This window comes from Leclercia sp. S52 (genome assembly GCF_039727615.1).
Lineage (GTDB): Bacteria > Pseudomonadota > Gammaproteobacteria > Enterobacterales > Enterobacteriaceae > Enterobacter > Enterobacter adecarboxylatus_B.
Window position 1 is genome coordinate 1065965 of the sequence record NZ_CP152474.1, and the last position, 23544, is coordinate 1089508.

Genomic DNA, 23544 nt, shown 5'->3' on the forward strand with positions numbered 1-23544 from the left:
GACCGTGAGTCGGGTCAGCAGGCAGAATTAACGTGCGTTCTGCTTGATGAATTCGTGAATGCTGGTGTCCTGCGCCATATCGGCGATGGTGTCGGTCAGCACACTGTTTACGGCATTAGCGATATTGGTGTTGGTTGCCTGGAATGCGCCCTCAACAGAGTAGCTCGCACGGTAGTTCTTGTTCATCTTATTGCCGTTCTTCGCGGTGGCGATGATGGCGATATCGGCTTTGGTCGCGATGTTGTAGCGCACGTTGCCCTGAGAGACGTCAGCGTACAGGTTGTTGACGATAATCTGCAGATCTACCGCGCCGCTTGGGCCAACCATGTAGCCGCGTGCGGTCATTTGCTTCTCGAGCACTTCCTGCAGCAGGAAACGCAGATCGCGGGAGGCCGTCAGCGTCACCAGCTGGTTATCACGGGTGACTTTCGCCAGCGCCTGGTCTGTGCGCTGATCCGCGCCGTTGATGCTGACGGTGACGCCCATCAGGCTTGGGTCCTGCTGCGGCAGAGAGATCTTCGGCGAAACATCAATAGTAGTTGGCGGGGTAGCACAGCCGGCCAGCATAAAGAGGGCGACTAAAGGGAAAAGGAGTTTTTTTAACATGTTCAGGCTCTCAACGAATCGTAAGCATATATAGAAAAAAATTGCCGCCATCATAACATCGCCAACGGCAAGGGGAAGTGGTCAACGCATGTAAATTCATCGCCTTGTTTGAAAACTGACCACCTGAAACGCTTTTCCGTTATCCAGGCGACAAAACGACTCCCCCCTTATAGGACTTCATACGGTTGAATGAGAAAATCAGACGAAAGCTAAATTTTTGTTGTCTTGTTGTTATGCAAGCGGTAAAAGCGGCTAACATTTAAAGGGATGGGTGACATCTCAGCGTTGTCGGAGGAGTAATTTCATGATGATACGTGAACAGATTGAAGATAAGTTAAGGGCGGCGTTCGAACCTGTGTTCCTTGAAGTCGTCGACGAAAGCTATCGTCATAACGTACCGGCAGGCTCTGAGAGCCACTTTAAAGTGGTGCTGGTCAGCGATCGTTTCGCTGGTGAGCGTTTTCTTAACCGTCACCGTATGATTTACGGAACCCTGACGGAAGAGCTCTCGACCACGGTCCATGCGCTGGCGTTGCACACTTATACGATCAAAGAGTGGAAGGGCTTGCAGGATACGATTTTCGCATCGCCACCGTGCCGGGGAGCCGGGACGATCGCGTAATAAATCCTGTTTGCAACAGCGGGAGCTTTTCCAGTATGTTGCATAAAGATTACGTCAAAACGGCCTGCGGGCCGTTTTGTTTTGTCCGGGTTTTGGGCCGGTGGCGCGATTTTAAGGCCGAAAATAGCCTGAAATTGTGAAAAAAGCCGCAGCAACATGCGCCAACCGTTCTCGACTCACTAAAGTGATGCCGCTATAATGCCGCGTCTTAATATGAATGTCTTCGGGATGATTCTGGCGACAGGGAATGTGAATCTGCTAAGAGAGCATCCCGGTATTGCGAGGCAAATTCAGAGTTGACCGAGCACTGTGATTTTTTTGAGGTAACAAGATGCAAGTTTCAGTTGAAACCACTCAAGGCCTTGGCCGCCGTGTAACGATTACAATCGCTGCTGACAGCATCGAAAACGCTGTAAAAAGCGAGCTGGTCAACGTAGCAAAGAAAGTCCGTATTGACGGCTTCCGCAAGGGCAAAGTACCGATGAATGTCGTTGCTCAGCGTTATGGCGCTTCTGTTCGCCAGGACGTGCTGGGCGACCTGATGAGCCGCAACTTCGTTGACGCGATCATCAAAGAAAAAATCAATCCAGCCGGTTCCCCGACCTATGTTCCGGGCGAATACAAACTGGGCGAAGACTTCACCTACGCGGTAGAGTTCGAAGTGTACCCGGAAGTTGAGCTGAAAGGTCTGGACGCGATCGAAGTTGAAAAACCAATCGTTGAAGTGACTGAAGCCGACGTTGACGGCATGCTGGACACCCTGCGTAAGCAGCAGGCGACCTGGAAAGATAAAGACGGCGCTGCAGATGCAGAAGACCGTGTCACCATCGACTTCTCCGGCTCTGTAGACGGCGAAGAGTTCGAAGGCGGCAAAGCGTCTGACTTCGTACTGGCGATGGGTCAGGGTCGTATGATCCCAGGCTTTGAAGACGGTATCAAAGGCCACAAAGCGGGCGAAGAGTTCACCATCGACGTGACCTTCCCGGAAGAGTACCACGCTGAAAACCTGAAAGGTAAAGCGGCGAAATTCGCCATTACCCTGAAGAAAGTTGAAGACCGCGAACTGCCAGAACTGACTGCAGATTTCATCAAACGTTTCGGCGTTGAAGATGGTTCTGTTGAAGGCCTGCGTGCAGAAGTGCGTAAAAACATGGAACGCGAGCTGAAAGGCGCAGTGCGTAACCGCGTTAAGTCTCAGGCGATCGACGGTCTGGTGAAAGCTAACGAAATCGAGATCCCTGCGGCCCTGATCGACAGCGAAATCGACGTTCTGCGTCGCCAGGCTGCACAGCGCTTCGGTGGCAACGAGAAACAAGCTCTGGAACTGCCACGCGAGCTGTTCGAAGAGCAGGCTAAACGCCGCGTTGTTGTTGGTCTGCTGCTGGGCGAAGTGATTCGTACCCACGAGCTGAAAGCTGACGAAGAGCGCGTTAAAGGTCTGATCGAAGAGATGGCTTCTGCCTATGAAGATCCGTCAGAAGTGGTTGCTTTCTACGGCAGCAACAAAGAGCTGATGGAAAACATGCGCAACGTAGCTCTGGAAGAGCAGGCTGTTGAAGCCGTTCTGGCCAAAGCGAAAGTGTCCGAAAAAGCCACTTCTTTCAACGAACTGATGAACCAACAGGCTTAATTCTGCCTGCTTCGTTTAAAGTTTGAGCAAAAAAACCCGTTGCCTCCCGGCGGCGGGTTTTTTTTATCACAGTTATAAATCCCAAAGCGTGATAAAACGCTTTTTCAGTGTTAGCGTTAAAACAAAAGATTGTTATGCTTGAAATAGGGCTGAGCCGCCCCCATTAGTGGGGAAGCAGTATTAAAGAGACTGGCTGATAATCCGTCCGCAAGGTTACAATCAGTACAGCAGGTATTTTCATTTTTTATCCAGGAGACGGAAATGTCATACAGTGGCGAACGAGATAACTTTGCACCCCATATGGCGTTGGTGCCAATGGTTATTGAACAGACCTCTCGAGGTGAACGTTCTTTTGATATCTACTCCCGTCTGCTTAAAGAACGCGTTATCTTCATGACCGGCCAGGTGGAAGACCACATGGCGAACCTGATCGTAGCGCAGATGCTGTTTCTGGAAGCGGAAAACCCGGAAAAAGACATTTACCTGTACATCAACTCCCCTGGTGGCGTGATCACTGCCGGGATGTCCATTTACGATACCATGCAGTTCATCAAGCCTGATGTGAGCACCATTTGTATGGGCCAGGCGGCATCGATGGGCGCATTCCTGCTGACCGCAGGGGCGAAAGGCAAGCGTTTCTGCCTGCCAAACTCGCGCGTAATGATTCACCAGCCGCTGGGCGGGTACCAGGGCCAGGCGACAGATATTGAAATTCATGCCCGTGAAATCCTGAAGGTAAAAGGACGCATGAATGAACTTATGGCTCATCATACGGGTCAATCATTAGAGCAGATCGAGCGTGATACCGAGCGCGATCGCTTCCTGTCCGCACCAGAGGCAGTAGAGTACGGCTTAGTCGACTCCATTTTGACCCACCGTAATTGATGCCCACGGCGCGGGTGTGCCGCTATACTATGGTAGGGCGGCACTTTGCTTACCAGCAGCCTGCGTCTGAGAATGGCATTTGCGTCGTCATGTGCGGCACAAAGAACTTAAAAAGAGGTTTTGACTCATGACAGATAAACGCAAAGATGGATCGGGCAAACTGCTTTACTGCTCTTTTTGCGGCAAAAGCCAGCATGAAGTGCGCAAACTGATTGCCGGGCCATCCGTGTATATCTGCGACGAATGTGTCGACTTATGTAACGACATCATCCGCGAAGAGATTAAAGAAGTCGCACCACACCGTGAGCGCAGCGCGTTACCGACGCCGCATGAGATCCGTCATCATCTTGATGATTACGTCATCGGCCAGGAACAGGCGAAAAAAAGTGCTGGCAGTGGCGGTGTACAACCACTACAAACGTCTGCGTAACGGGGATAACAGCAACGGCGTTGAGCTGGGCAAAAGTAACATTTTGCTGATCGGCCCAACCGGTTCCGGTAAAACCCTGCTGGCAGAAACACTGGCACGCCTGCTGGATGTTCCGTTTACCATGGCGGATGCCACCACCCTGACCGAAGCCGGTTATGTGGGTGAGGATGTGGAAAACATCATCCAGAAACTGCTGCAGAAGTGCGATTACGACGTACAGAAAGCCCAGCGCGGTATCGTGTATATCGATGAGATCGACAAAATCTCGCGTAAATCCGATAACCCGTCGATCACCCGTGACGTCTCCGGTGAAGGTGTGCAGCAGGCATTGCTGAAACTGATCGAAGGCACGGTTGCTGCTGTTCCACCGCAGGGAGGCCGTAAGCATCCTCAGCAGGAGTTCCTACAGGTTGATACGTCCAAAATCCTGTTTATCTGTGGCGGTGCGTTTGCCGGCCTGGATAAAGTCATTGCTAACCGTGTTGAAACCGGCTCGGGTATTGGCTTTGGCGCTACGGTGAAGGCGAAGTCTGAAAAAGCGAAAGAGGGCGAGCTGCTGACCCAGGTTGAGCCAGAAGATCTGATCAAGTTTGGTCTGATCCCTGAGTTCATCGGCCGTCTGCCGGTTGTTGCCACTCTGACAGAACTGAGTGAAGACGCGCTGATTCAGATCCTGAAAGAGCCAAAAAACGCCCTGACCAAGCAGTACCAGGCGTTGTTCAATCTGGAAGGCGTTGAGCTGGAGTTCCGTGACGAAGCGCTGGACGCGATTGCCAAGAAAGCGATGGCACGTAAAACCGGTGCGCGTGGCCTGCGTTCAATCGTTGAAGCTGCTCTGCTCGATACCATGTACGATCTTCCGTCAATGGAAGAGGTCGAAAAAGTGGTTATCGATGAGTCGGTCATTGCCGGCCAAAGCAAGCCGCTGCTGATTTACGGTACGCCGGAAGCGCAGCAGGCATCTGGCGAATAATTCACCAGGCCATACAAGCAGTTAATCAAAAAGGGGGGGATTTAATCCCCCCCTTTTTATTTTTCCGTAAACATGGCGTTGAATGTGTGGGAATCATCCCCATATACTGGATTACATGTTAATGGTTGCATGAAGCACAGTCCTGCAACCTGATTACCTGGCGGACACTAAACTAAGAGAGAGCTCTATGAATCCTGAGCGTTCTGAACGCATTGAAATCCCCGTATTGCCGTTGCGCGATGTGGTGGTTTATCCGCACATGGTCATACCCTTATTTGTAGGGCGGGAAAAATCTATCCGTTGCCTTGAAGCCGCCATGGATCATGATAAAAAAATCATGCTGGTTGCGCAGAAAGAAGCATCAACGGATGAGCCGGGTGTAAACGATCTTTTCACCGTCGGGACCGTGGCCTCTATTTTACAAATGCTGAAGCTGCCTGATGGTACCGTCAAGGTGCTGGTCGAGGGGCTGCAGCGTGCGCGTATTACCACGCTATCTGATGATGGCGAACACTTCGCAGCAAAAGCCGAATACCTGGACTCGCCTCAGCTTGACGAGCGTGAGCAGGAGGTGCTGGTTCGCACCGCGATCAGTCAGTTTGAAGGCTATATCAAGCTGAACAAAAAAATCCCACCAGAAGTGCTGACGTCGCTGAACAGCATCGACGATCCGGCACGTCTGGCTGACACCATCGCAGCGCACATGCCGCTGAAGCTGGCTGACAAACAGTCCGTGCTGGAGATGTCCGACGTTAACGAGCGTCTGGAATATCTGATGGCGATGATGGAGTCTGAAATCGATCTGCTGCAGGTTGAGAAACGCATTCGCAACCGCGTGAAAAAGCAGATGGAGAAATCTCAGCGCGAGTACTATCTGAACGAGCAGATGAAGGCCATTCAGAAAGAGCTCGGTGAGATGGATGACGCACCGGACGAAAACGAAGCGCTGAAGCGTAAGATCGACGCGGCGAAAATGCCGAAAGAGGCAAAAGAGAAGGCCGAAGCAGAACTGCAGAAGCTGAAAATGATGTCTCCGATGTCGGCCGAAGCGACCGTTGTACGCGGCTATATCGAGTGGATGGTTCAGGTTCCGTGGAACGCCCGCAGCAAGGTTAAAAAAGACCTGCGTCAGGCCCAGGAGATCCTGGATACCGACCACTACGGTCTTGAGCGCGTCAAAGATCGCATCCTTGAGTATCTCGCGGTTCAAAGCCGTGTTAACAAGCTCAAAGGCCCGATTTTGTGCCTGGTCGGGCCGCCGGGGGTGGGTAAAACCTCTCTGGGACAGTCCATTGCTAAAGCCACCGGACGTAAATACATCCGTATGGCGCTGGGCGGCGTGCGTGACGAAGCGGAAATCCGCGGTCACCGTCGGACCTACATTGGTTCAATGCCGGGCAAACTGATCCAGAAAATGGCGAAAGTGGGGGTTAAAAACCCGCTGTTCCTGCTGGATGAGATCGACAAAATGTCGTCCGACATGCGCGGCGATCCGGCTTCAGCCCTGCTTGAAGTGCTGGATCCTGAGCAGAACGTGGCGTTCAGCGATCACTACCTGGAAGTGGACTACGACCTCAGCGATGTGATGTTCGTAGCGACCTCCAACTCCATGAATATCCCGGCCCCGCTGCTGGATCGTATGGAAGTGATCCGTCTTTCTGGCTACACCGAAGACGAAAAACTGAACATTGCCCGCCGTCATTTGCTGTCGAAGCAGATTGAACGTAACGCACTGAAAGAAAGCGAATTGACCGTTGATGACAGCGCAATCATCGGCATTATTCGTTACTACACCCGTGAAGCGGGCGTGCGTAGCCTGGAGCGTGAAATCTCCAAGCTGTGTCGTAAGGCGGTGAAACAGCTGCTGCTCGACAAGACGTTGAAGCACATTGTAATTAATGGCGACAACCTGCATGAATACCTCGGTGTTCAGCGCTACGACTATGGCCGTGCGGACAGCGAAAACCGCGTAGGCCAGGTGACCGGTCTGGCGTGGACGGAAGTGGGCGGCGATCTGCTGACCATCGAAACCGCCTGCGTACCGGGTAAAGGCAAGCTGACCTATACCGGCTCGCTGGGTGAAGTGATGCAGGAGTCCATTCAGGCTGCGCTGACCGTGGTGCGCGCGCGTGCGGAAAAACTGGGTATTAATCCGGACTTTTACGAAAAACGCGACATTCACGTTCACGTGCCGGAAGGGGCAACGCCGAAGGATGGCCCAAGCGCGGGTATCGCGATGTGTAGCGCTCTGGTCTCCTGCCTGACCGGCAACCCGGTGCGTGCCGATGTGGCGATGACCGGTGAAATCACCCTGCGTGGCCAGGTCCTGCCGATTGGCGGTTTGAAAGAAAAACTGCTGGCAGCTCACCGTGGCGGCATTAAAACGGTCCTCATCCCGTATGAGAACAAGCGCGATCTGGAAGAGATTCCGGATAACGTTATCGCCGATCTGGATATCCATCCGGTGAAACGTATCGAGGAAGTTCTGACCCTTGCACTGCAGAACGAGCCTTACGGAATGCAGGTTGTGACCGCAAAATAGTGACCTCGCGCAAAGAGCGTCAATAAAAACAAGGCTGGTGAGCCATTTCGGGCTTGCCAGCCTTTTTTTGTATAGCTAATTTAGATTGCTGATTGGGCCAGCCATCAACAACGGGTGTTGTAAGGTCATGGCAGGCCTGATATAACTGCTGCGCGGTCGCGTTGTGAAGGATTCAGGCGCGATATAAATTATAAAGAGAGGAAGAGAAGAGTGAATAAATCTCAACTGATTGACAAAATTGCTGCGGGTGCTGATATCTCCAAAGCTGCGGCTGGACGTGCGTTAGATGCTTTGATTGCTTCTGTTACCGAATCTCTGCAGGCTGGGGACGACGTGGCGCTGGTAGGTTTTGGTACTTTTGCTGTTAAAGAGCGTGCTGCCCGTACTGGCCGCAACCCTCAGACCGGTAAAGAGATCACCATCGCTGCTGCTAAAGTTCCGGGCTTCCGCGCCGGCAAAGCGCTGAAAGACGCAGTAAACTGATCGCTTTCTTACTTCAGGGAAGTTGAAAAGTACAAGGGCGCATCATTTGATGTGCCTTTTTTGTTTGTCCAGGCCTGATTTATGTGAGTTTATGCGAGTTGTGGGCTGACAATCGCCCCGGTTTCTTGTCACAATACGTCTTTACGCGCTGCGGTCAGGATTTCCGCCAGCGTCAGGTCACCAGTCACCTACAGCGGAGTGTGGTTACACCATGATGGACAGCTTACGCACGGCTGCTAACAGTCTCGTGCTCAAGATTATTTTCGGTATCATTATCGTGTCGTTCATTTTGACCGGCGTGAGCGGATACCTGATTGGCGGTAGTGCAAACTACGCCGCAAAAGTGAACGACCAGGAAATCAGCCGTGGGCAGTTTGAGAATGCATTTGCCGGTGAACGTAACCGCATGCAGCAACAGCTGGGCGATCAGTTCTCTGAACTGGCGGCGAATGAAGGGTACATGAAAAACCTGCGTCAGCAGACGCTGAACCGTCTTATCGACGAAGCGCTGCTGGATCAGTACGCCCGTGACCTCGGTCTGAGCATCAGCGACGATCAGGTCAAGAAAGCCATTTTCTCCACCCCGGCTTTCCAGAATGACGGCAAATTTGATAACACCCGCTATAACGCGATCGTGAATCAGATGGGTATGACCCCGGATCAATACGCTCAGGCGCTGCGTAACCAGCTGACCACTCAGCAGCTGATCAACGCCGTCGTGGGCACCGACTTCATGCTCAAAGGCGAAGCGGATGAACTGGCGACGCTGGTTTCTCAGCAGCGCGTCGTACGTGAAGCCACTTTCGACGTGAACGCCCTGGCCGCTAAGCAGCAGGCGAGCGACGAAGAGGTGAAGAGCTACTACGAGCAGAACAAAAACAACTTTACCGCTCCGGAGCAGTTCCGCGTGAGCTACATCAAGCTGGATGCGGCTGCGATGCAGGAAAACGCCTCCGATGCGGAGATCAAGTCTTACTACGATCAGCATCAGGATCAGTTTACTCAGCCACAGCGTAACCGTTTCAGCGTGATTCAGACTAAAACTGAAGCCGACGCCAAAGCGGCGCTGGACGAGCTGAATAAAGGCACCGACTTCGCAACGGTCGCGAAAGAGAAATCCACCGATATCATCTCCGCCAAAAACGGCGGTGACATGGGCTGGCTGGAAGAGGGCACTACGCCGGACGAGCTGAAAAATGCCGGTCTGAAAGAGAAAGGTCAACTTTCTGGTGTGATCAAATCCTCCGTCGGCTTCCTGGTGGTGCGTCTCGATGACATCACCCCTGCGACTACTAAACCGCTGGCTGAGGTTCATGATGACATCGCGGCGAAAGTGAAGCAGGAGAAAGCGCTGGATGGCTTCTATGCGTTGCAGCAGAAAGTGAGCGACGCGGCCAGCAATGACAACGAATCGCTGGCGGGCGCTGAGCAGGCTGCGGGTGCGAAAGCAGTGACTACCGGCTGGTTTGGTCATGACAACCTGCCGGAAGAGCTGAACTTCAAACCGGTTGCGGATGCCATCTTCAATGGCGGTCTGGTTGGCGAAAACGGTACTCCGGGCAGCAACTCTGACATCATCACCGTTGACGGCGATCGCGCCTTCGTTCTGCGCGTGAGCGAGCACAAGCCGGAAGCGATCAAGCCCCTGGATGAGGTGAAAGACCAAATCACTGCGCTGGTGAAACATAACAAAGCCGTGCAACAGGCTAAGCTGGACGCTGAGAAGCTGCTGGCCGAGCTGAAAGCCGGTAAAGGTGACGAGGCGCTGAAAGAGGCTGGCCTGAGCTTTGGCGAGGCGAAGACGCTGAGTCGTACCGGTCAGGATCCGATCAGCCAGGCGGCATTCGGTCTGAGCCTGCCGGCGAAAGACAAGCCGAGCTTCGGTATCGCCAACGATATGCAGGGCAACGTGGTGGTACTGGCGCTGGACGAAGTGAAAGCGGGCACTATGCCGGAAGCGCAGAAGAAAGCGATGGTTCAGGGTATCACCCAGAACAACGCACAGATTGCCTTCGAAGCACTGATGAGCAACCTGCGTAAAGAAGCCAAAATCAAGCTGGGCGATATCATCACTCAGCAATAATTACGTTGCTGCTCGCAAATTTGAGCAACGTACTGCAACTCCAGAAGGCCGCTTTCGCGGCCTTTTCCATTTCTGCAATCTGCTGTTTGTCCCGGAAAAGCGGCCCGTTTATGGTGAGTGGGCTGTCAACAAACAAGGAGAAAACAGCATGAAACATGGAATCAAAGCCCTCTTTATTACGCTTGCCTTTATGTCTGCCGGGATGAGCCACTGCTCCCTTGCGGCGACACCTGCCGCCAAAACGCAGACCGCGCAAGGCCGGTCTGATGCGCCGACCCTCGCCACCTCACCCCAGCAGTCGAAAGCGGCGGAAGCGGAGAAGGGACGGATCAGCATCAACTCCGCCCCGGCGGAGGAGCTGGCGCGGGTGATGAACGGCGTGGGGCTGAAGAAAGCCCAGGCGATCGTCAGCTACCGTGAAGAGTATGGCCCCTTCAAAACGCTCGATGATCTGAAGCAGGTCCCCGGCATGGGTGGGGCGCTGGTGGAGCGTAATCTTCCATTCCTGACGCTGTAATAACTTGCACAGTGGCAAAAATTTGCCAGGATAAAGAGGTCATACCAGTTATGACCTCTGAATCTTATAAATAACAACTCTTAAGGCTATTGCGCTATGCAGACTCAAATCAAAGTACGCGGCTACCATCTGGATGTTTACCAACACGTTAATAACGCACGTTATCTTGAGTTTCTCGAGGAGGCGCGCTGGGACGGGCTGGAAAATAGCGACAGCTTTAAGTGGATGACCGAGCATCGTATCGCCTTTGTGGTGGCGAACATCAACATTAACTACCGCCGCCCCGCAGTCCTCAGCGATCTCCTCACCGTCACCAGCCAGCTGCAGCAGCTGAACGGCAAAAGTGGAGTGTTGAGTCAGGTAGTGACGCTTGAGCCAGAAGGGCAGGTGGTGGCTGATGCGCTGATTACCTTTGTCTGCATCGATCTGCAAACCCAGAAAGCGTTTCCGCTGGAAGGAGAGTTACGTGAGAAGCTGGAGCTGTTAATCAAATAGCCTCGCATTCTGATGCCGGGCGAAGCGGATCCTTCCCCCGGCAGACTGGCCACGATTAGTTAAGACCGGTTTTCTTTTTCAGCGCTGCCATTACCCCGGTTTTATCCGCCAGGTAGTGGTTCAGGCCATTGGCGCGCAGGTTACAGGCGGCGCACTGGCCGCAGCCATCGCCCTGAATGCCGTTGTAGCAGGTCAGCGTTTCGTTACGCACCAGATCCAGCTTGCCCCAGTAGTCGGCCAGCGCCCAGGTTTCGGCTTTATCGAGCCACATCAGCGGCGTTTCGAAGCGGATATCTTTGGCCATCCCCAGGTTCACAGCATGGTTGAGCGCTTTCACAAACTCGTCGCGGCAGTCCGGGTAGCCGGAGAAGTCGGTTTCGCACACGCCGGTAATGATCGCCTCGGCTTTGACCTGGTAAGCGTAGATTGCCGTCAGGGTCAGGAACAGGATATTACGTCCCGGCACGAAGGTATTCGGGATCCCTTCGGCATCCGGTTCGTAGTCCGGCACCGGAATGCTGTCGCGGGTGAGGCTGCTTACCGCCAGTTCGTTCAGCAGGGTGACATCCAGAACCTTATGCGCCCGTGCGCCGAGTTTCACCGCCAGTTTCTGCGCGACCTCAATCTCTTCGCTATGGCGCTGACCATAGTCAAAAGTCACACAGTGGACTTCATCATATTGCTGCAGAGCCTGAACCAGACAGGTGGTGGAGTCCTGGCCTCCACTGAACACGACAACGGCACGTTTCATTAATCTTCCCAACTTTGACGGTTAAAAACGTATGGTAACGTCTGCCCGTGGCGGCGACCAGCTTCTTCACGTTTTCGGTGCCGGCAGCCAGGCCTCGGTAAAATCAAACCAGCCGCGAGGATTCAGACGGATGCCGTTTACCCCCGGCGGGGCGCTGATTTGATACTGATAGTTAAACAGTGGCGTGAGGACGGCTCGCTCCATTAATTGCGAGAACACCTCTTTCAACGCCAGATGGCGCGCCGCAGCGTCGGGCTGAACCTGAACCGCATCCAGCGTCGCCATCAGGTGTGCGAGCTGCGGGGCGCTGAGCAGGTGTGGCCACAGCGCATCGCAGCGCAACCACTGCTCAAGGGTGTATTCTGGCGCTTCGCCAATCAGCCTGTCGCCCATTATGATATCGGCATCCGCAAGGGCGGTGCAGCCATCCCAGGTTTTCGCATCATGGAAAATCACCGTCAGCTGACAGCCTTCCTGCGCCAGGTAGCGTTTAAGCTGCTCCGCCATGGTGTGTAACTCCACCGGCAGATGATAGATCAGGGTGAGCGTCTCCGGCAGGGCGGTGGTGTGCGCCTGCGGCCACTGCGGGATTGTCCAGCCTGGCAGCAACTCCTGGGTCGGGGTGATGAGATTCTCGTCCAGCGGCAGCGTATGCAGCAGCGAGGTGTGATGAATGATGTCGATCAGCCTGCGAGCCTGCGCCTCGCTTAACTTACCGCTCTGTTTCAGCGTGAGATAGCAAAAACCGAGGCTGATGCTGTTACTGACCAGCCGCAGACTGGCAAGCTCCTCCGGTTCACCAATGGCGATCTGCACCGGATGGCGGCAGCTGGTGCCTAAATCCTGGTCAAAAAGCTGGGGGGTGATCCAGTATTCGATCGCTTTCAGCAGCGGATGTCCCAGATGGTACTGCTCATGGCTTTCCAGCCGGACCAGATCCGCATCGAAGATCGCCAGCCGGAACGGCCCGCTTCCCGTCAGGGGCTGTTCAGGGTGGGCAAGGCGGCTGCAGTAGCTCGCCAGACGGTGCGCCAGCCAGTAATCCGGCTGCTGTAACAGGAAGGTCAGGCACTGCGGGTGGGTCACCTCAATCTGCCTGACGCTGTTAAACAGTTTGCGCAGCGCGGGCAGAGTGAGCAGACGCATCAGCTGGCTCTGGAGCTGGGCTGTCTCGACTTTGTCCCCGTTATGCCAGTGTAGCGTGGAGCGAATGTAGAAGTGCCAGCGAAGCCCGTCGGCAGCGATCTCCCAGTGATGCGCCAGATCGCCGCCCGGCTCGCTGCTGGTGTCGTTGAAGCGCGTCAGACCGGAAAAGATCTGCCCCACCAGATGCTGCTCGGCACGCCCGGGCAAAAAGCCCGGATGGAGCGGATCGAGGGGCCGGTAATAGGGAATGCGCAGCGTGGGAGTATTGTTCTGCCACTGCCCACCGAGAAAAGGATGCAACAGGGCACGCAGCGCCTGGGGGGGCTAACTGAGCCAGCTCCAGGGCGTTGTGCTGCTGGCCGCTTTTTAGCGCCTGTTCCATCATCGTATTGCGCAGTGATTCCGGCGTGACGTGAAAGCGCAGCTCGCCGCGCTTGCCGCGCCCGGACTGCGCCTGCCAGCTTAGCCAGCCTGCCTCCTGGGCCTGACGCAAAAGCGTGCGCACATGGCGTTCGCTGCAAAAGCAGCGGCTGGCCAGTTCGGCGACGCTCACCTGCTGCGGAGCACCGGCTGAGGGCTGCCACAGCCGCTGGTACTGATTAAGTCGATTAAGCTGGCGCATATAAAAACCCGGAACAATAATTTCCATCTATTCAGTATTACTTCCGTATATATCACGCAATACTGATGCACAAGTTAACCTCCTCACAATTTCGGAGTTCCCATGGCGCGGCTGGCTGCATTTGATATGGACGGCACCTTGTTAATGCCGGACCACCGTTTAGGCGACAGGACGTTGAGCACGCTGAAGCGGCTGCATGAGCGCGATATTACGCTCACCTTCGCCACGGGACGGCATGTGCTGGAGATGCGTCATCTGATGGGCGCGCTCTCCCTCGATGCGTTTTTGATTACCGGCAACGGGACGCGCATTCACTCCCTGGAGGGCGAGGTGCTTTATCGTCAGGATTTGGCCCCGGACGTGGCGGAGCAGGTGCTGCATACCACCTGGGACACCCAGGCCAGCATTCACGTGTTTAACGACACCGGCTGGCTGACTGGAAAAGAGATCCCGGCGCTGCTGGAAGCGCACGTCTACAGCGGCTTCCAGTATCAACTCACCGATCTGCGCCGTATTCCGGCCCATGCGGTGACCAAAATCTGTTTTTGCGGCGATCACGACGATCTGTGCCGTCTGCGTATCCAGCTCAACGAGGCGCTGGGCACTCGCGCTCATTTGACCTTCTCGGCGATCGATTGTCTGGAGGTACTGCCGGTCGGGTGCAACAAAGGGTCCGCCCTGGCAGTGCTGAGCGATCATCTGGGCTTAACCTTGCAGGAGTGTATGGCGTTTGGCGACGCGATGAACGATCGCGAGATGCTGGGCAGCGTGGGCCGCGGCCTGATTATGGGCAATGCGATGCCACAACTGATCGCCGAGCTCTCGCATTTACCGGTTATCGGACACTGCCGCAACGAGGCCGTGTCCCATTTCTTAACCCATTGGCTGGATACACCCGATCTTCCTTATTCCCCCGAATAGTGAGGCCCTTCCAGCAAGCCAGACGACAGTCTGGCTTTTTTTATTTCACCAGCCGGGCAATCTCCGCCAGCCACGGCGTCACGTCGCCAATGTTAGTTTTCACCCACTCGGCGTTGTAGTAAGTATCCAGGTAGCGCTCGCCGCTATCGCACAGCAGGGTGACGATGGAGCCGGTTTGCCCCGCGTCGCGCATCCGCGCGGCCAGCTGCAGTGCACCCCACATATTGGTTCCGGTAGAGGCCCCGACCTTGCGGCCAAGCTGCGTTTCCAGCCAGTGGGCGGTAGCGACGCTGGCGGCATCCGGCACCCGGAGCATCTCGTCCACCACGTCAGGGATAAACGACGGCTCGACGCGCGGGCGGCCAATCCCTTCAATTTTGCTGCCCACCGGGCTGCGCAGGGCGGGATCGCGCTGCTGCCAGTAATCCAGGAACACCGAGTTTTGCGGATCCACCACCATCAGGCGGGTATCGTACCCCTGGCAGCGAATGTAGCGGCCAATCGTGGCCGAGGTGCCGCCGGTGCCGGCGCTCATCACGATATGGGCCGGCACCGGATGGGGCTCATTTTGCATCTGGCGGAAAATACTGTCGGCAATGTTGTTATTGCCGCGCCAGTCCGTTGCCCGCTCCGCGAAGGTAAACTGATCCATATAGTGACCGTTCAGCTCCCGGGCCAGCATCTCTGAAGCGGCATAAATTTCACAGGCGCTTTCCACAAAGTGGCAGCGGCCGCCGTAAAATTCGATCTGTTCGATTTTGCGTTTCGCCGTGCAGGAAGGCATCACGGCGATAAACGGCAGGCCGAGCAGGCGGGCGAAATAGGCCTCTGAGACGGCGGTTGAACCGGAAGAGGATTCAATAATCGTGGTGCCTTCATTGATCCAGCCGTTACACAGCCCGTACAGGAACAGCGAGCGCGCCAGACGGTGCTTCAGGCTGCCGGTCGGGTGGGTGCTTTCGTCTTTCAGATAGAGCTGAATACCGGCAAAACCCGGCAGGGTCAGGCGAATAAGGTGTGTATCCGCCGAACGTTGGTAATCGGCGTTAATTTCACTGATGGCGTTTTTAACCCAGGTGCTATTCATCGCGGTAATCCGTTTGTCATTTTGTGCCCAGCATAGCGAAAAGCACAGAAAAAATTGTTGCTATCTGGCCTTTAAAATAGAATGTAAGGAGAAAAATTTTCTCTGGAGGGTGGGTATGCTAGATAAAATTGACCGTAAGCTGCTGTCCTTACTGCAAAGCGACTGCACCCTCTCTTTGCAGGCGCTGGCGGATGCCGTTAATCTGACCACCACGCCCTGCTGGAAACGCCTCAAGCGACTCGAAGATGAAGGGATCCTGCTGGGACGCGTGGCGCTGCTCGATCCTGAAAAACTGGGGCTTGGACTGACCGCCTTTGTTCTGATAAAAACGCAGCACCACAGCAGCGACTGGTACTGCGGGTTCGTCAGCGTGGTATCGGAGATGCCGGAAGTGCTGGGCTTCTGGCGCATGGCGGGCGAATACGACTACCTGATGCGCGTTCAGGTGGCGGACATGAAACGCTATGATGATTTCTACAAACGGCTGGTCAACAGCGTGCCAGGTCTGTCGAATGTCACCTCCAGCTTCGCGATGGAACAGATAAAATACACCACCGCCTTACCCATTGAATAACTTCCCGGTGCTGCCGGAATACGATCCTCAGGAAAAGACCGCGTGCGATTATTTGCTCAGTTAAGCTGGTACTTTCGCCGGGAGTGGCAACGCTATCTCGGTGCAGTGGCCCTGCTTATTATCATTGCCGTTCTGCAGCTCATCCCGCCAAAAGTGGTGGGCTATGTCGTGGATGGCGTAACGGAACAGCATTACACCACCGCACGGGTGATGATGTGGATCGGCACGCTGGTGCTGACGGCGGTAGTGGTCTATCTGCTGCGCTATGTCTGGCGCGTGCTGCTGTTCGGGGCTTCTTACCAGCTGGCAGTCGAGCTGCGGGAAGATTTTTACCGCCAGCTCAGCCGCCAGCATCCGGAATTTTATCTCCGCCACCGCACCGGGGATCTGATCGCCCGCGCCACCAACGATGTGGATCGCGTGGTCTTTGCCGCCGGGGAAGGGGTATTAACTCTGGTCGACTCGCTGGTGATGGGTTGCGCGGTGCTGATTGTGATGTCGACCCAAATCAGCTGGCAGTTAACCCTGCTGGCGCTGCTGCCGATGCCTGTTATGGCGCTGGCCATTAAACGCTACGGCGACCAGCTGCACCAGCGCTTCAAGCTGGCGCAGGCGGCGTTCTCCTCGCTCAACGACCGGACTCAGGAGAGCCTGACCAGTATCCGGATGATCAAAGCCTTTGGTCTGGAAGATCGCCAGTCGGCGCTGTTTGCCGCCGATGCCGCCGATACCGGGGCTAAAAACCTGCGCGTCGCCCGGATCGACGCCCGCTTTGATCCCACTATCTATATCGCCATTGGCACCGCCAACCTGCTGGCCATCGGCGGTGGTAGCTGGATGGTGATTAACGGCTCGCTGACCCTCGGTCAGTTGACCAGCTTTGCCATGTATCTGGGGCTGATGATCTGGCCGATGTTGGCCCTGGCCTGGATGTTTAACATTGTCGAGCGTGGCAGCGCGGCCTACAGCCGGATCCGCGCCATGCTCGCCGAAGCGCCGGTGGTCAACGACGGCAGCGAGCGTGTGCCGGACGGGCGCGGCGAGCTGAAATTTTCGGTGCGGGCATTTGCCTATCCGCATACGGAAAAAACGACGCTCGAAAACGTCAATTTCACGCTGCAACCGGGGCAAATGCTGGGGATCTGCGGCCCGACCGGGGCGGGGAAAAGTACCGTGCTCTCCCTGATCCAGCGCCACTTTGATATAGACCAGGGCGAGATCCGTTTCCACGACATTCCGCTCACCCGGCTGCAACTCGACAGCTGGCGCAGCCGGCTGGCGGTGGTGAGCCAGACGCCGTTCCTCTTCTCCGATACGGTTGCCAATAATATTGCGCTGGGTTGTCCTGAAGCGACCCGGGAAGCGATCGAGCACGTCGCCCGCCTTGCCAGCGTGCATGAGGATATCCTGCGCCTGCCCCAGGGCTATGAAACCGAAGTGGGCGAGCGCGGCGTGATGCTCTCGGGTGGGCAGAAGCAGCGTATCTCTATTGCCCGCGCGCTGCTGCTCAATGCCGAGATCCTGATCCTCGACGATGCGCTTTCCGCCGTCGACGGCCGCACCGAACATCAGATCCTGCATAATCTGCGCCAGTGGGGGGAGGGGCGCACGGTGATCATCAGCGCCCATCGCCTGTCGGCCCTGACCGAGGCGAGCGAAATTCTCGTGATGCAGCACGGGCACGTTGCCCAGCGTGGACAGCATGAACAGCTGGCGGAGCAGCCAGGATGGTATCGCGATATGTATCGCTATCAACAACTGGAAGCGGCGCTGGATGACGTGCCGGACATGACCGAGGAGGCCACCGATGCGTAGTTTTTCCCAGCTGTGGCCCACCCTGAAACGCCTGCTGGCGTATGGCTCGCCGTGGCGCAAACCGCTGTCGCTGGCCGTAGTGTTGCTGTGGATTGCGGCGATTGCCGAAGTGACCGGCCCGCTGCTGATCAGCTATTTCATCGACAACATGGTGGCCAAAAACTATCTCCCGCTCGGTCTGGTGACCGGGCTGGCGGTGGCCTATGTCGGCCTGCAGCTGCTGGCGGCCGGGCTGCATTATGCTCAGTCGTTGCTGTTTAACCAGGCCGCCGTCGGGGTGGTACAGCAGTTACGTACCGACGTGATGGATGCCGCTCTTCGCCAGCCGCTGAGCGCGTTCGATACCCAGCCCGTCGGACAGATTATCTCCCGTGTCACCAACGATACCGAAGTGATCCGCGATCTCTATGTCACGGTGGTGGCCACGGTGCTGCGCAGCGCCGCCCTGGTCGGTGCCATGCTGGTGGCGATGTTCAGTCTGGAGTGGCGCATGGCGCTGGTGGCGATGGCGATTTTCCCGGCGGTGATGATTGTGATGATTATCTACCAGCGCTACAGCACGCCGATTGTCCGTCGCGTGCGGGCCTATCTGGCGGATATCAACGATGGCTTCAACGAAGTCATCAACGGCATGAGCGTCATCCAACAGTTCCGCCAGCAGGAGCGTTTTGGCGAGCGGATGGGCGAGGCCAGCCGCTCCCACTATATGGCCCGTATGCAGACGCTGCGGCTGGATGGTTTTCTCCTGCGGCCGCTGCTCAGCCTGTTCTCGGCGCTGGTGCTGTGCGGGCTGCTGATGCAGTTTGGTTTTGCCGCTGGCGGCACCATTGAGGTCGGGGTGCTGTATGCCTTTATCAGCTACCTGGGTCGTCTTAACGAGCCGCTGATCGAGCTGACCACTCAGCAGTCGATGCTGCAGCAGGCGGTGGTTGCCGGCGAGCGCGTCTTTGAGCTGATGGATCGCCCGCGTCAGGCCTACGGCGATGACAATCGCGACCTGCAAAGCGGCACCATTGAGTTTGATCAGGTCTCCTTTGCCTATCGCGAGGACCGGCTGGTCTTACAGGATATCGATCTGAAGGTGCCGTCCCGCAGTTTCGTCGCGCTGGTCGGCCATACCGGCAGCGGTAAAAGTACCCTCGCCAGCCTGCTGATGGGCTACTACCCGCTCACCGAAGGGGAAATTCGCCTCGACGGGCGTCCGCTTTCGACCCTGAGCCACGCCGTGCTGCGTAAAGGGGTGGCGATGGTGCAACAGGATCCGGTAGTGCTGGCCGACACCTTCTTCGCCAACGTTACGCTCGGGCGGCCGTTTAGCGAGGAGCAGGTGTGGGACGTGCTGGAGAAAGTGCAGCTGGCGGAGCTGGCGCGCGGCCTGCACGACGGTATTCATACCCGGCTGGGTGAGCAGGGGAATAACCTCTCGGTGGGGCAAAAACAGCTGTTGGCCCTGGCCCGGGTGCTGATTGATACGCCGCAGGTGCTGATCCTCGATGAAGCCACGGCCAGCATCGACTCCGGTACCGAGCAGGCGATCCAGCAGGCGCTGGCCGCAGTGCGTGAACATACCACCCTGGTGGTGATTGCCCACCGCCTGTCGACCATTGTCGAGGCGGATACCATTCTGGTGCTTCATCGCGGCCAGGCGGTTGAGCGCGGTACCCATAAGCAACTGCTTGAGGCGAAAGGGCGTTACTGGCAGATGTATCAGCTGCAGCTGGCCGGGGAAGAGCTGGCCGCCAGCACGCGTGAAGAGTCGCTCAGCGCCTGATGCACTAAAATTAAGCATCCTGCCAGCCGCTGAATCGGTTGGTGCAAAAATGAAACGCATCATGCACTGTCATGGTGCGTTTTTTTTCGTTCTCTCTCCGCCACGCCTCATCCTTCCTCTCTTTTCAATTCTGGCACACCGCTTGCAATACCAAATCAGTTCGCTAGCCATTTCCGAATTCTGACTGGAGAGATATATGAAGCTGGTTACCGTGGTCATCAAACCATTCAAGCTCGAAGACGTGCGTGAAGCACTCTCTTCAATGGGTATTCAGGGGCTGACCGTCACCGAGGTGAAAGGCTTTGGGCGACAGAAAGGTCATGCGGAGCTGTACCGTGGCGCTGAATACAGCGTCAACTTCCTGCCAAAAGTGAAGATTGACGTGGCGATCGCCGACGATCAGCTGGATGAAGTTATCGACGTAATTAGCAAAGCAGCCTACACCGGCAAAATTGGCGACGGCAAAATTTTCGTTGCTGAGCTGCAACGCGTCATTCGCATTCGTACAGGCGAAGCCGACGAAGCGGCACTGTAAAAAATCAGGCACACAGTGATAGGGATCGAGAAAATGAACACAACAACACTCAAAGCAGGTCTGGGGTCTCTGGCACTGCTGCCGGGGCTGGCAATGGCGGCACCGGCGGTGGCAGACAAAGCCGATAACGCCTTTATGATGATTTGCACCGCGCTGGTGCTGTTTATGACCATCCCGGGGATTGCGCTGTTTTACGGTGGCCTGATCCGCGGCAAAAACGTCCTCTCCATGCTCACTCAGGTGACGGTAACTTTCGCGCTGGTTTGCGTCCTGTGGGTAGTCTACGGCTACTCGCTGGCCTTCGGGGAAGGCAACGCCTTCTTCGGCAGCTTCAACTGGGCGATGCTGAAAAATATTGAGCTGACCGCGGTAATGGGCAGCTTCTATCAGTACATCCACGTGGCGTTCCAGGGTTCGTTCGCCTGTATCACCGTCGGGCTGATTGTTGGCGCGCTGGCGGAACGTATTCGCTTCTCCGCAGTGCTGATCTTCGTAGTGGTCTGGCTGACGCTCTCCTATGTGCCGGTGGCGCATATGGTCTGGGGCGGTGGTCTGCTGGCTTCCCATGGCGCGCTGGACTTCGCGGGCGGTACTGTGGTTCACATCAACGCCGCGGTGGCAGGCCTGGTGGGCGCATACCTGATTGGAAAACGCGTCGGTTTTGGCAAAGAAGCCTTCAAACCGCACAACCTGCCGATGGTCTTCACCGGCACCGCGATCCTCTACTTCGGCTGGTTTGGCTTTAACGCCGGTTCCGCCAGTGCAGCCAACGAAATCGCGGCGCTGGCCTTCGTGAACACCGTTATTGCGACCGCAGGTGCCATTCTCTCCTGGATCTTTGGCGAGTGGGCGGTACGCGGTAAACCTTCCCTGCTGGGTGCCTGTTCCGGTGCGATTGCGGGTCTGGTTGGCATCACCCCGGCCTGTGGTTTTGTCGGTGTCGGCGGCGCGCTGCTCGTCGGTATCGTGGCGGGTCTGGCCGGTCTGTGGGGTGTTACTGCGCTGAAACGCGTGCTGCGTGTGGACGATCCTTGTGACGTCTTTGGCGTGCATGGCGTGTGCGGCATCGTCGGCTGCATCATGACCGGCATCTTCGCCTCAACCTCGCTGGGCGGTGTCGGCTACGCAGAAGGCGTGAGCATGGGTCATCAGGTGCTGGTTCAGCTGGAAAGTATCGCCATCACGGTGGTCTGGTCGGGCGTAGTGGCCTTTATCGGCTACAAGCTGGCGGACATGACGGTGGGTCTGCGCGTACCGGAAGAGCAGGAGCGCGAAGGTCTGGACGTCAACAGCCACGGTGAGAATGCGTATAACGCCTGATTTGAAGGTATTGCCCGGTGGCGCTACGCTTACCGGGCCTACGGAAAGTGCTTTTGTAGGCCGGGTAAGGCGAAGCCGCCACCCGGCTTTTTCACATCATCCCCGGTTGCGCATCACCCCTTCCTGCACCGTAGAAGCCACCAGCACCCCATCCTGGGTATAAAACTCACCGCGAACAAACCCGCGCGCGCTCGACGCGGAGGTACTCTCCACGCTGTACAGCAGCCAGTCGTTCATATCAAACGGACGGTGGAACCACATCGAATGGTCGATAGTGGCAACCTGCATCCCTTTCTCAAGGAAGCCCACGCCGTGCGGCTGCAGGGCAACCGGCAGGAAGTTGAAATCGGACGCATAACCCAGCAGATACTGATGGACGCGGAAATCTTCCGGCACCGTGCCGTTGGCGCGGATCCAGACCTGACGCGCCGGCTCGGCGGTATGGCCCTTCATCGGGTTATGGAACTCTACCGGGCGGATCTCCAGCGGTTTGTCGCAAAGAAACTTCTCTTTTACCTGCGGAGGCAGCAGATGCGCCAGCGCGCGGGCAATGTCCGTTTCAGACTTTAACTCGTCCGGTGCCGGGGCAGGGGGCATCGTTTTTTGATGCTCATAGCCCGGCTCTGGCGCCTGGAATGAGGCGGTCATATAGAAGATCGGCTTGCCGTTCTGCACTGCCGCCACGCGACGGGCGCTGAAGCTGTTACCGTCACGCAGGACTTCCACGTCATAGACGATCGGTTTCTGGCTGTCGCCAGGGCGCAAAAAGTAGCTGTGAAAGGAGTGCACAAAGCGTTCTGCAGGTACTGTCTCTTTAGCTGCGTAGAGGGCTTGCCCCACAACCTGACCGCCGAATACCTGGCGTAAACCCAGATCTTCGCTTTGTCCCCGAAAGAGTCCTTCTTCAATTTTTTCCAGGTTTAATAATGTCAGCAGATTGCCTAGTGCCTGACTCATAGTCGTCCTCAATTAAAACGCCGTGGCGAAAGATAGGCAGAGTATAACGCAGAAATGGAAGTGGTCCGATGGGTGCAATAATCTGAATAACAGGGAGATTCCAGGCATAAATAATTGATGTGTGCCACACTTACTCTCGTTAACCTGGTATTAACCACTCATCTGGCGGTATCGATCCCGCTGGTGCATTGATGATAAGGAGAACTCAATGAAACTCGTGCACGCGTTAAGTGGTTTAGCGGTAGCGGTTGCTCTCTCTGCCTGTGCAGATAAAAGTGCAGACATCCAGACGCCAGCGCCAAACCCAAACACTGCTGCCGTGGCGGCGCAACCGACCATTCAGCAGCCAAATGTTTCCGGGACCATCTGGATCCGTCAGAAAGTGGCTTTGCCGCCGGATGCGGTATTAACCGTCACTCTGTCTGATGCCTCTCTGGCCGATTCACCGTCGAAAGTGCTGGCGCAGCAGGCGACCCGTACCGAAGGTAAACAGGCCCCGTTCAAGTTTGAACTGCCGTTTAACCCGGCGGACGTACAGCCTAACGCGCGTATCCTGCTAAGCGCCGCGATCACCATTAACGATCAGGTTGTGCTAATGACTGACATCGTGAAACCGGTGATTAACCAGGGCGGTACCAAAGCCGATCTGGTGCTGGTGCCCGTACAGCAGACCTCGTTGCCGTTGCAGCCTGGCGGCGGTGCACCCACTACCGTACCCTCGACCTCGCCCACTCAGGTGAGCCCGTCTACGGCCACCCCGGCACCGACCCAGCTTTAAT

General features: G+C 56.0%; 19 protein-coding genes and 2 pseudogenes. 16 read left to right on the forward strand and 5 right to left on the reverse strand.

Features of this window, described 5'->3' with window-relative positions; all coding sequences use genetic code 11:
• Positions 1 to 27: 27 nt before the first annotated feature.
• Entirely contained in the window at positions 28 to 606 is a 579-nt protein-coding gene (locus tag AAHB66_RS05020; RefSeq protein ID WP_347115401.1) for a lipoprotein, read from the reverse strand.
• A 304-nt stretch (positions 607 to 910) separates the two neighbouring features.
• Between AAHB66_RS05020 and bolA the strand changes: the two genes are divergently transcribed.
• The 9 genes and pseudogenes from bolA to AAHB66_RS05065 all read left to right on the forward strand — a co-directional run bounded on the left by bolA (position 911) and on the right by AAHB66_RS05065 (position 11266).
• Positions 911 to 1228 carry a transcriptional regulator BolA gene (bolA, locus tag AAHB66_RS05025; RefSeq protein ID WP_039032378.1) on the forward strand — a complete coding sequence of 106 codons (318 nt, stop codon included), beginning with the start codon at positions 911 to 913 and terminating at the stop codon, positions 1226 to 1228.
• 331 nt (positions 1229 to 1559) lie between these two features.
• Positions 1560 to 2858, forward strand: a complete 1299-nt coding sequence (gene tig, locus AAHB66_RS05030; RefSeq protein ID WP_337016315.1) for a trigger factor — start codon at positions 1560 to 1562, stop codon at positions 2856 to 2858.
• A 261-nt stretch (positions 2859 to 3119) separates the two neighbouring features.
• Positions 3120 to 3743, forward strand: a complete 624-nt coding sequence (gene clpP, locus AAHB66_RS05035; protein ID WP_032616835.1) for an ATP-dependent Clp endopeptidase proteolytic subunit ClpP — start codon at positions 3120 to 3122, stop codon at positions 3741 to 3743.
• Positions 3744 to 3870: 127 nt separating this feature from the next.
• Positions 3871 to 5146: pseudogene (clpX, locus tag AAHB66_RS05040) on the forward strand (ATP-dependent protease ATP-binding subunit ClpX).
• A gap of 187 nt (positions 5147 to 5333) precedes the next feature.
• Positions 5334 to 7688, forward strand: a complete 2355-nt coding sequence (gene lon, locus AAHB66_RS05045; protein WP_142488438.1) for an endopeptidase La — start codon at positions 5334 to 5336, stop codon at positions 7686 to 7688.
• 210 nt (positions 7689 to 7898) lie between these two features.
• On the forward strand, positions 7899 to 8171 hold the full coding sequence (hupB, locus tag AAHB66_RS05050) for a nucleoid-associated protein HU-beta (RefSeq protein ID WP_002444653.1): 273 nt from the start codon (positions 7899 to 7901) through the stop codon (positions 8169 to 8171).
• A 211-nt stretch (positions 8172 to 8382) separates the two neighbouring features.
• Positions 8383 to 10254, forward strand: a complete 1872-nt coding sequence (gene ppiD / locus AAHB66_RS05055; RefSeq protein WP_347115402.1) for a peptidylprolyl isomerase — start codon at positions 8383 to 8385, stop codon at positions 10252 to 10254.
• A gap of 148 nt (positions 10255 to 10402) precedes the next feature.
• The gene (locus AAHB66_RS05060; RefSeq protein ID WP_347115403.1) at positions 10403 to 10771 is read left to right on the forward strand and encodes a helix-hairpin-helix domain-containing protein; all 369 of its coding nucleotides are present in this window, start codon (positions 10403 to 10405) and stop codon (positions 10769 to 10771) included.
• A 96-nt stretch (positions 10772 to 10867) separates the two neighbouring features.
• Entirely contained in the window at positions 10868 to 11266 is a 399-nt protein-coding gene (locus AAHB66_RS05065; RefSeq protein ID WP_347115404.1) for a YbgC/FadM family acyl-CoA thioesterase, read from the forward strand.
• A gap of 55 nt (positions 11267 to 11321) precedes the next feature.
• Here the strand turns inward: AAHB66_RS05065 and queC are convergent, their stop codons facing one another.
• Positions 11322 to 12017 (reverse strand): 7-cyano-7-deazaguanine synthase QueC, encoded by a 696-nt coding sequence (gene queC / locus AAHB66_RS05070; RefSeq protein ID WP_347115405.1) that lies wholly within the window; start codon positions 12015 to 12017, stop codon positions 11322 to 11324.
• A gap of 66 nt (positions 12018 to 12083) precedes the next feature.
• Positions 12084 to 13785: pseudogene (locus AAHB66_RS05075) on the reverse strand (SgrR family transcriptional regulator).
• A gap of 102 nt (positions 13786 to 13887) precedes the next feature.
• Here AAHB66_RS05075 and cof point away from each other — a divergent pair.
• Positions 13888 to 14706, forward strand: a complete 819-nt coding sequence (gene cof, locus AAHB66_RS05080) for an HMP-PP phosphatase (RefSeq protein ID WP_347115406.1) — start codon at positions 13888 to 13890, stop codon at positions 14704 to 14706.
• A gap of 40 nt (positions 14707 to 14746) precedes the next feature.
• Here the strand turns inward: cof and AAHB66_RS05085 are convergent, their stop codons facing one another.
• Positions 14747 to 15793, reverse strand: coding sequence for a PLP-dependent cysteine synthase family protein (locus AAHB66_RS05085; RefSeq protein ID WP_347115407.1), 1047 nt, complete (start codon positions 15791 to 15793; stop codon positions 14747 to 14749).
• Positions 15794 to 15908: 115 nt separating this feature from the next.
• Here AAHB66_RS05085 and AAHB66_RS05090 point away from each other — a divergent pair, with 115 nt between their 5' ends.
• The 5 genes from AAHB66_RS05090 (at position 15909) to amtB (ending at position 21808) form a co-directional block, all read left to right on the forward strand.
• Complete coding sequence (locus AAHB66_RS05090; RefSeq protein WP_106992153.1) at positions 15909 to 16367, forward strand: Lrp/AsnC family transcriptional regulator; 459 nt, start codon at positions 15909 to 15911, stop codon at positions 16365 to 16367.
• A 42-nt stretch (positions 16368 to 16409) separates the two neighbouring features.
• Complete coding sequence (locus AAHB66_RS05095) at positions 16410 to 18182, forward strand: SmdA family multidrug ABC transporter permease/ATP-binding protein (RefSeq protein WP_347115408.1); 1773 nt, start codon at positions 16410 to 16412, stop codon at positions 18180 to 18182.
• Positions 18175 to 19953 carry a SmdB family multidrug efflux ABC transporter permease/ATP-binding protein gene (locus tag AAHB66_RS05100; protein WP_347115409.1) on the forward strand — a complete coding sequence of 593 codons (1779 nt, stop codon included), beginning with the start codon at positions 18175 to 18177 and terminating at the stop codon, positions 19951 to 19953. The genes AAHB66_RS05095 and AAHB66_RS05100 overlap by 8 nt, the downstream gene beginning before the upstream one ends.
• A gap of 196 nt (positions 19954 to 20149) precedes the next feature.
• Positions 20150 to 20488 carry a P-II family nitrogen regulator gene (glnK, locus tag AAHB66_RS05105; protein WP_032616849.1) on the forward strand — a complete coding sequence of 113 codons (339 nt, stop codon included), beginning with the start codon at positions 20150 to 20152 and terminating at the stop codon, positions 20486 to 20488.
• A gap of 33 nt (positions 20489 to 20521) precedes the next feature.
• Positions 20522 to 21808 (forward strand): ammonium transporter AmtB, encoded by a 1287-nt coding sequence (gene amtB, locus AAHB66_RS05110; RefSeq protein WP_347115410.1) that lies wholly within the window; start codon positions 20522 to 20524, stop codon positions 21806 to 21808.
• A 96-nt stretch (positions 21809 to 21904) separates the two neighbouring features.
• On the opposite strand, the gene tesB is transcribed toward amtB, so the two are convergent.
• The gene (gene tesB, locus AAHB66_RS05115; RefSeq protein WP_106992157.1) at positions 21905 to 22765 is read right to left on the reverse strand and encodes an acyl-CoA thioesterase II; all 861 of its coding nucleotides are present in this window, start codon (positions 22763 to 22765) and stop codon (positions 21905 to 21907) included.
• A gap of 208 nt (positions 22766 to 22973) precedes the next feature.
• Between tesB and AAHB66_RS05120 the strand changes: the two genes are divergently transcribed.
• The gene (locus AAHB66_RS05120; RefSeq protein WP_307762181.1) at positions 22974 to 23543 is read left to right on the forward strand and encodes a YbaY family lipoprotein; all 570 of its coding nucleotides are present in this window, start codon (positions 22974 to 22976) and stop codon (positions 23541 to 23543) included.
• The last annotated feature ends 1 nt before the right edge of the window (position 23544 follow it).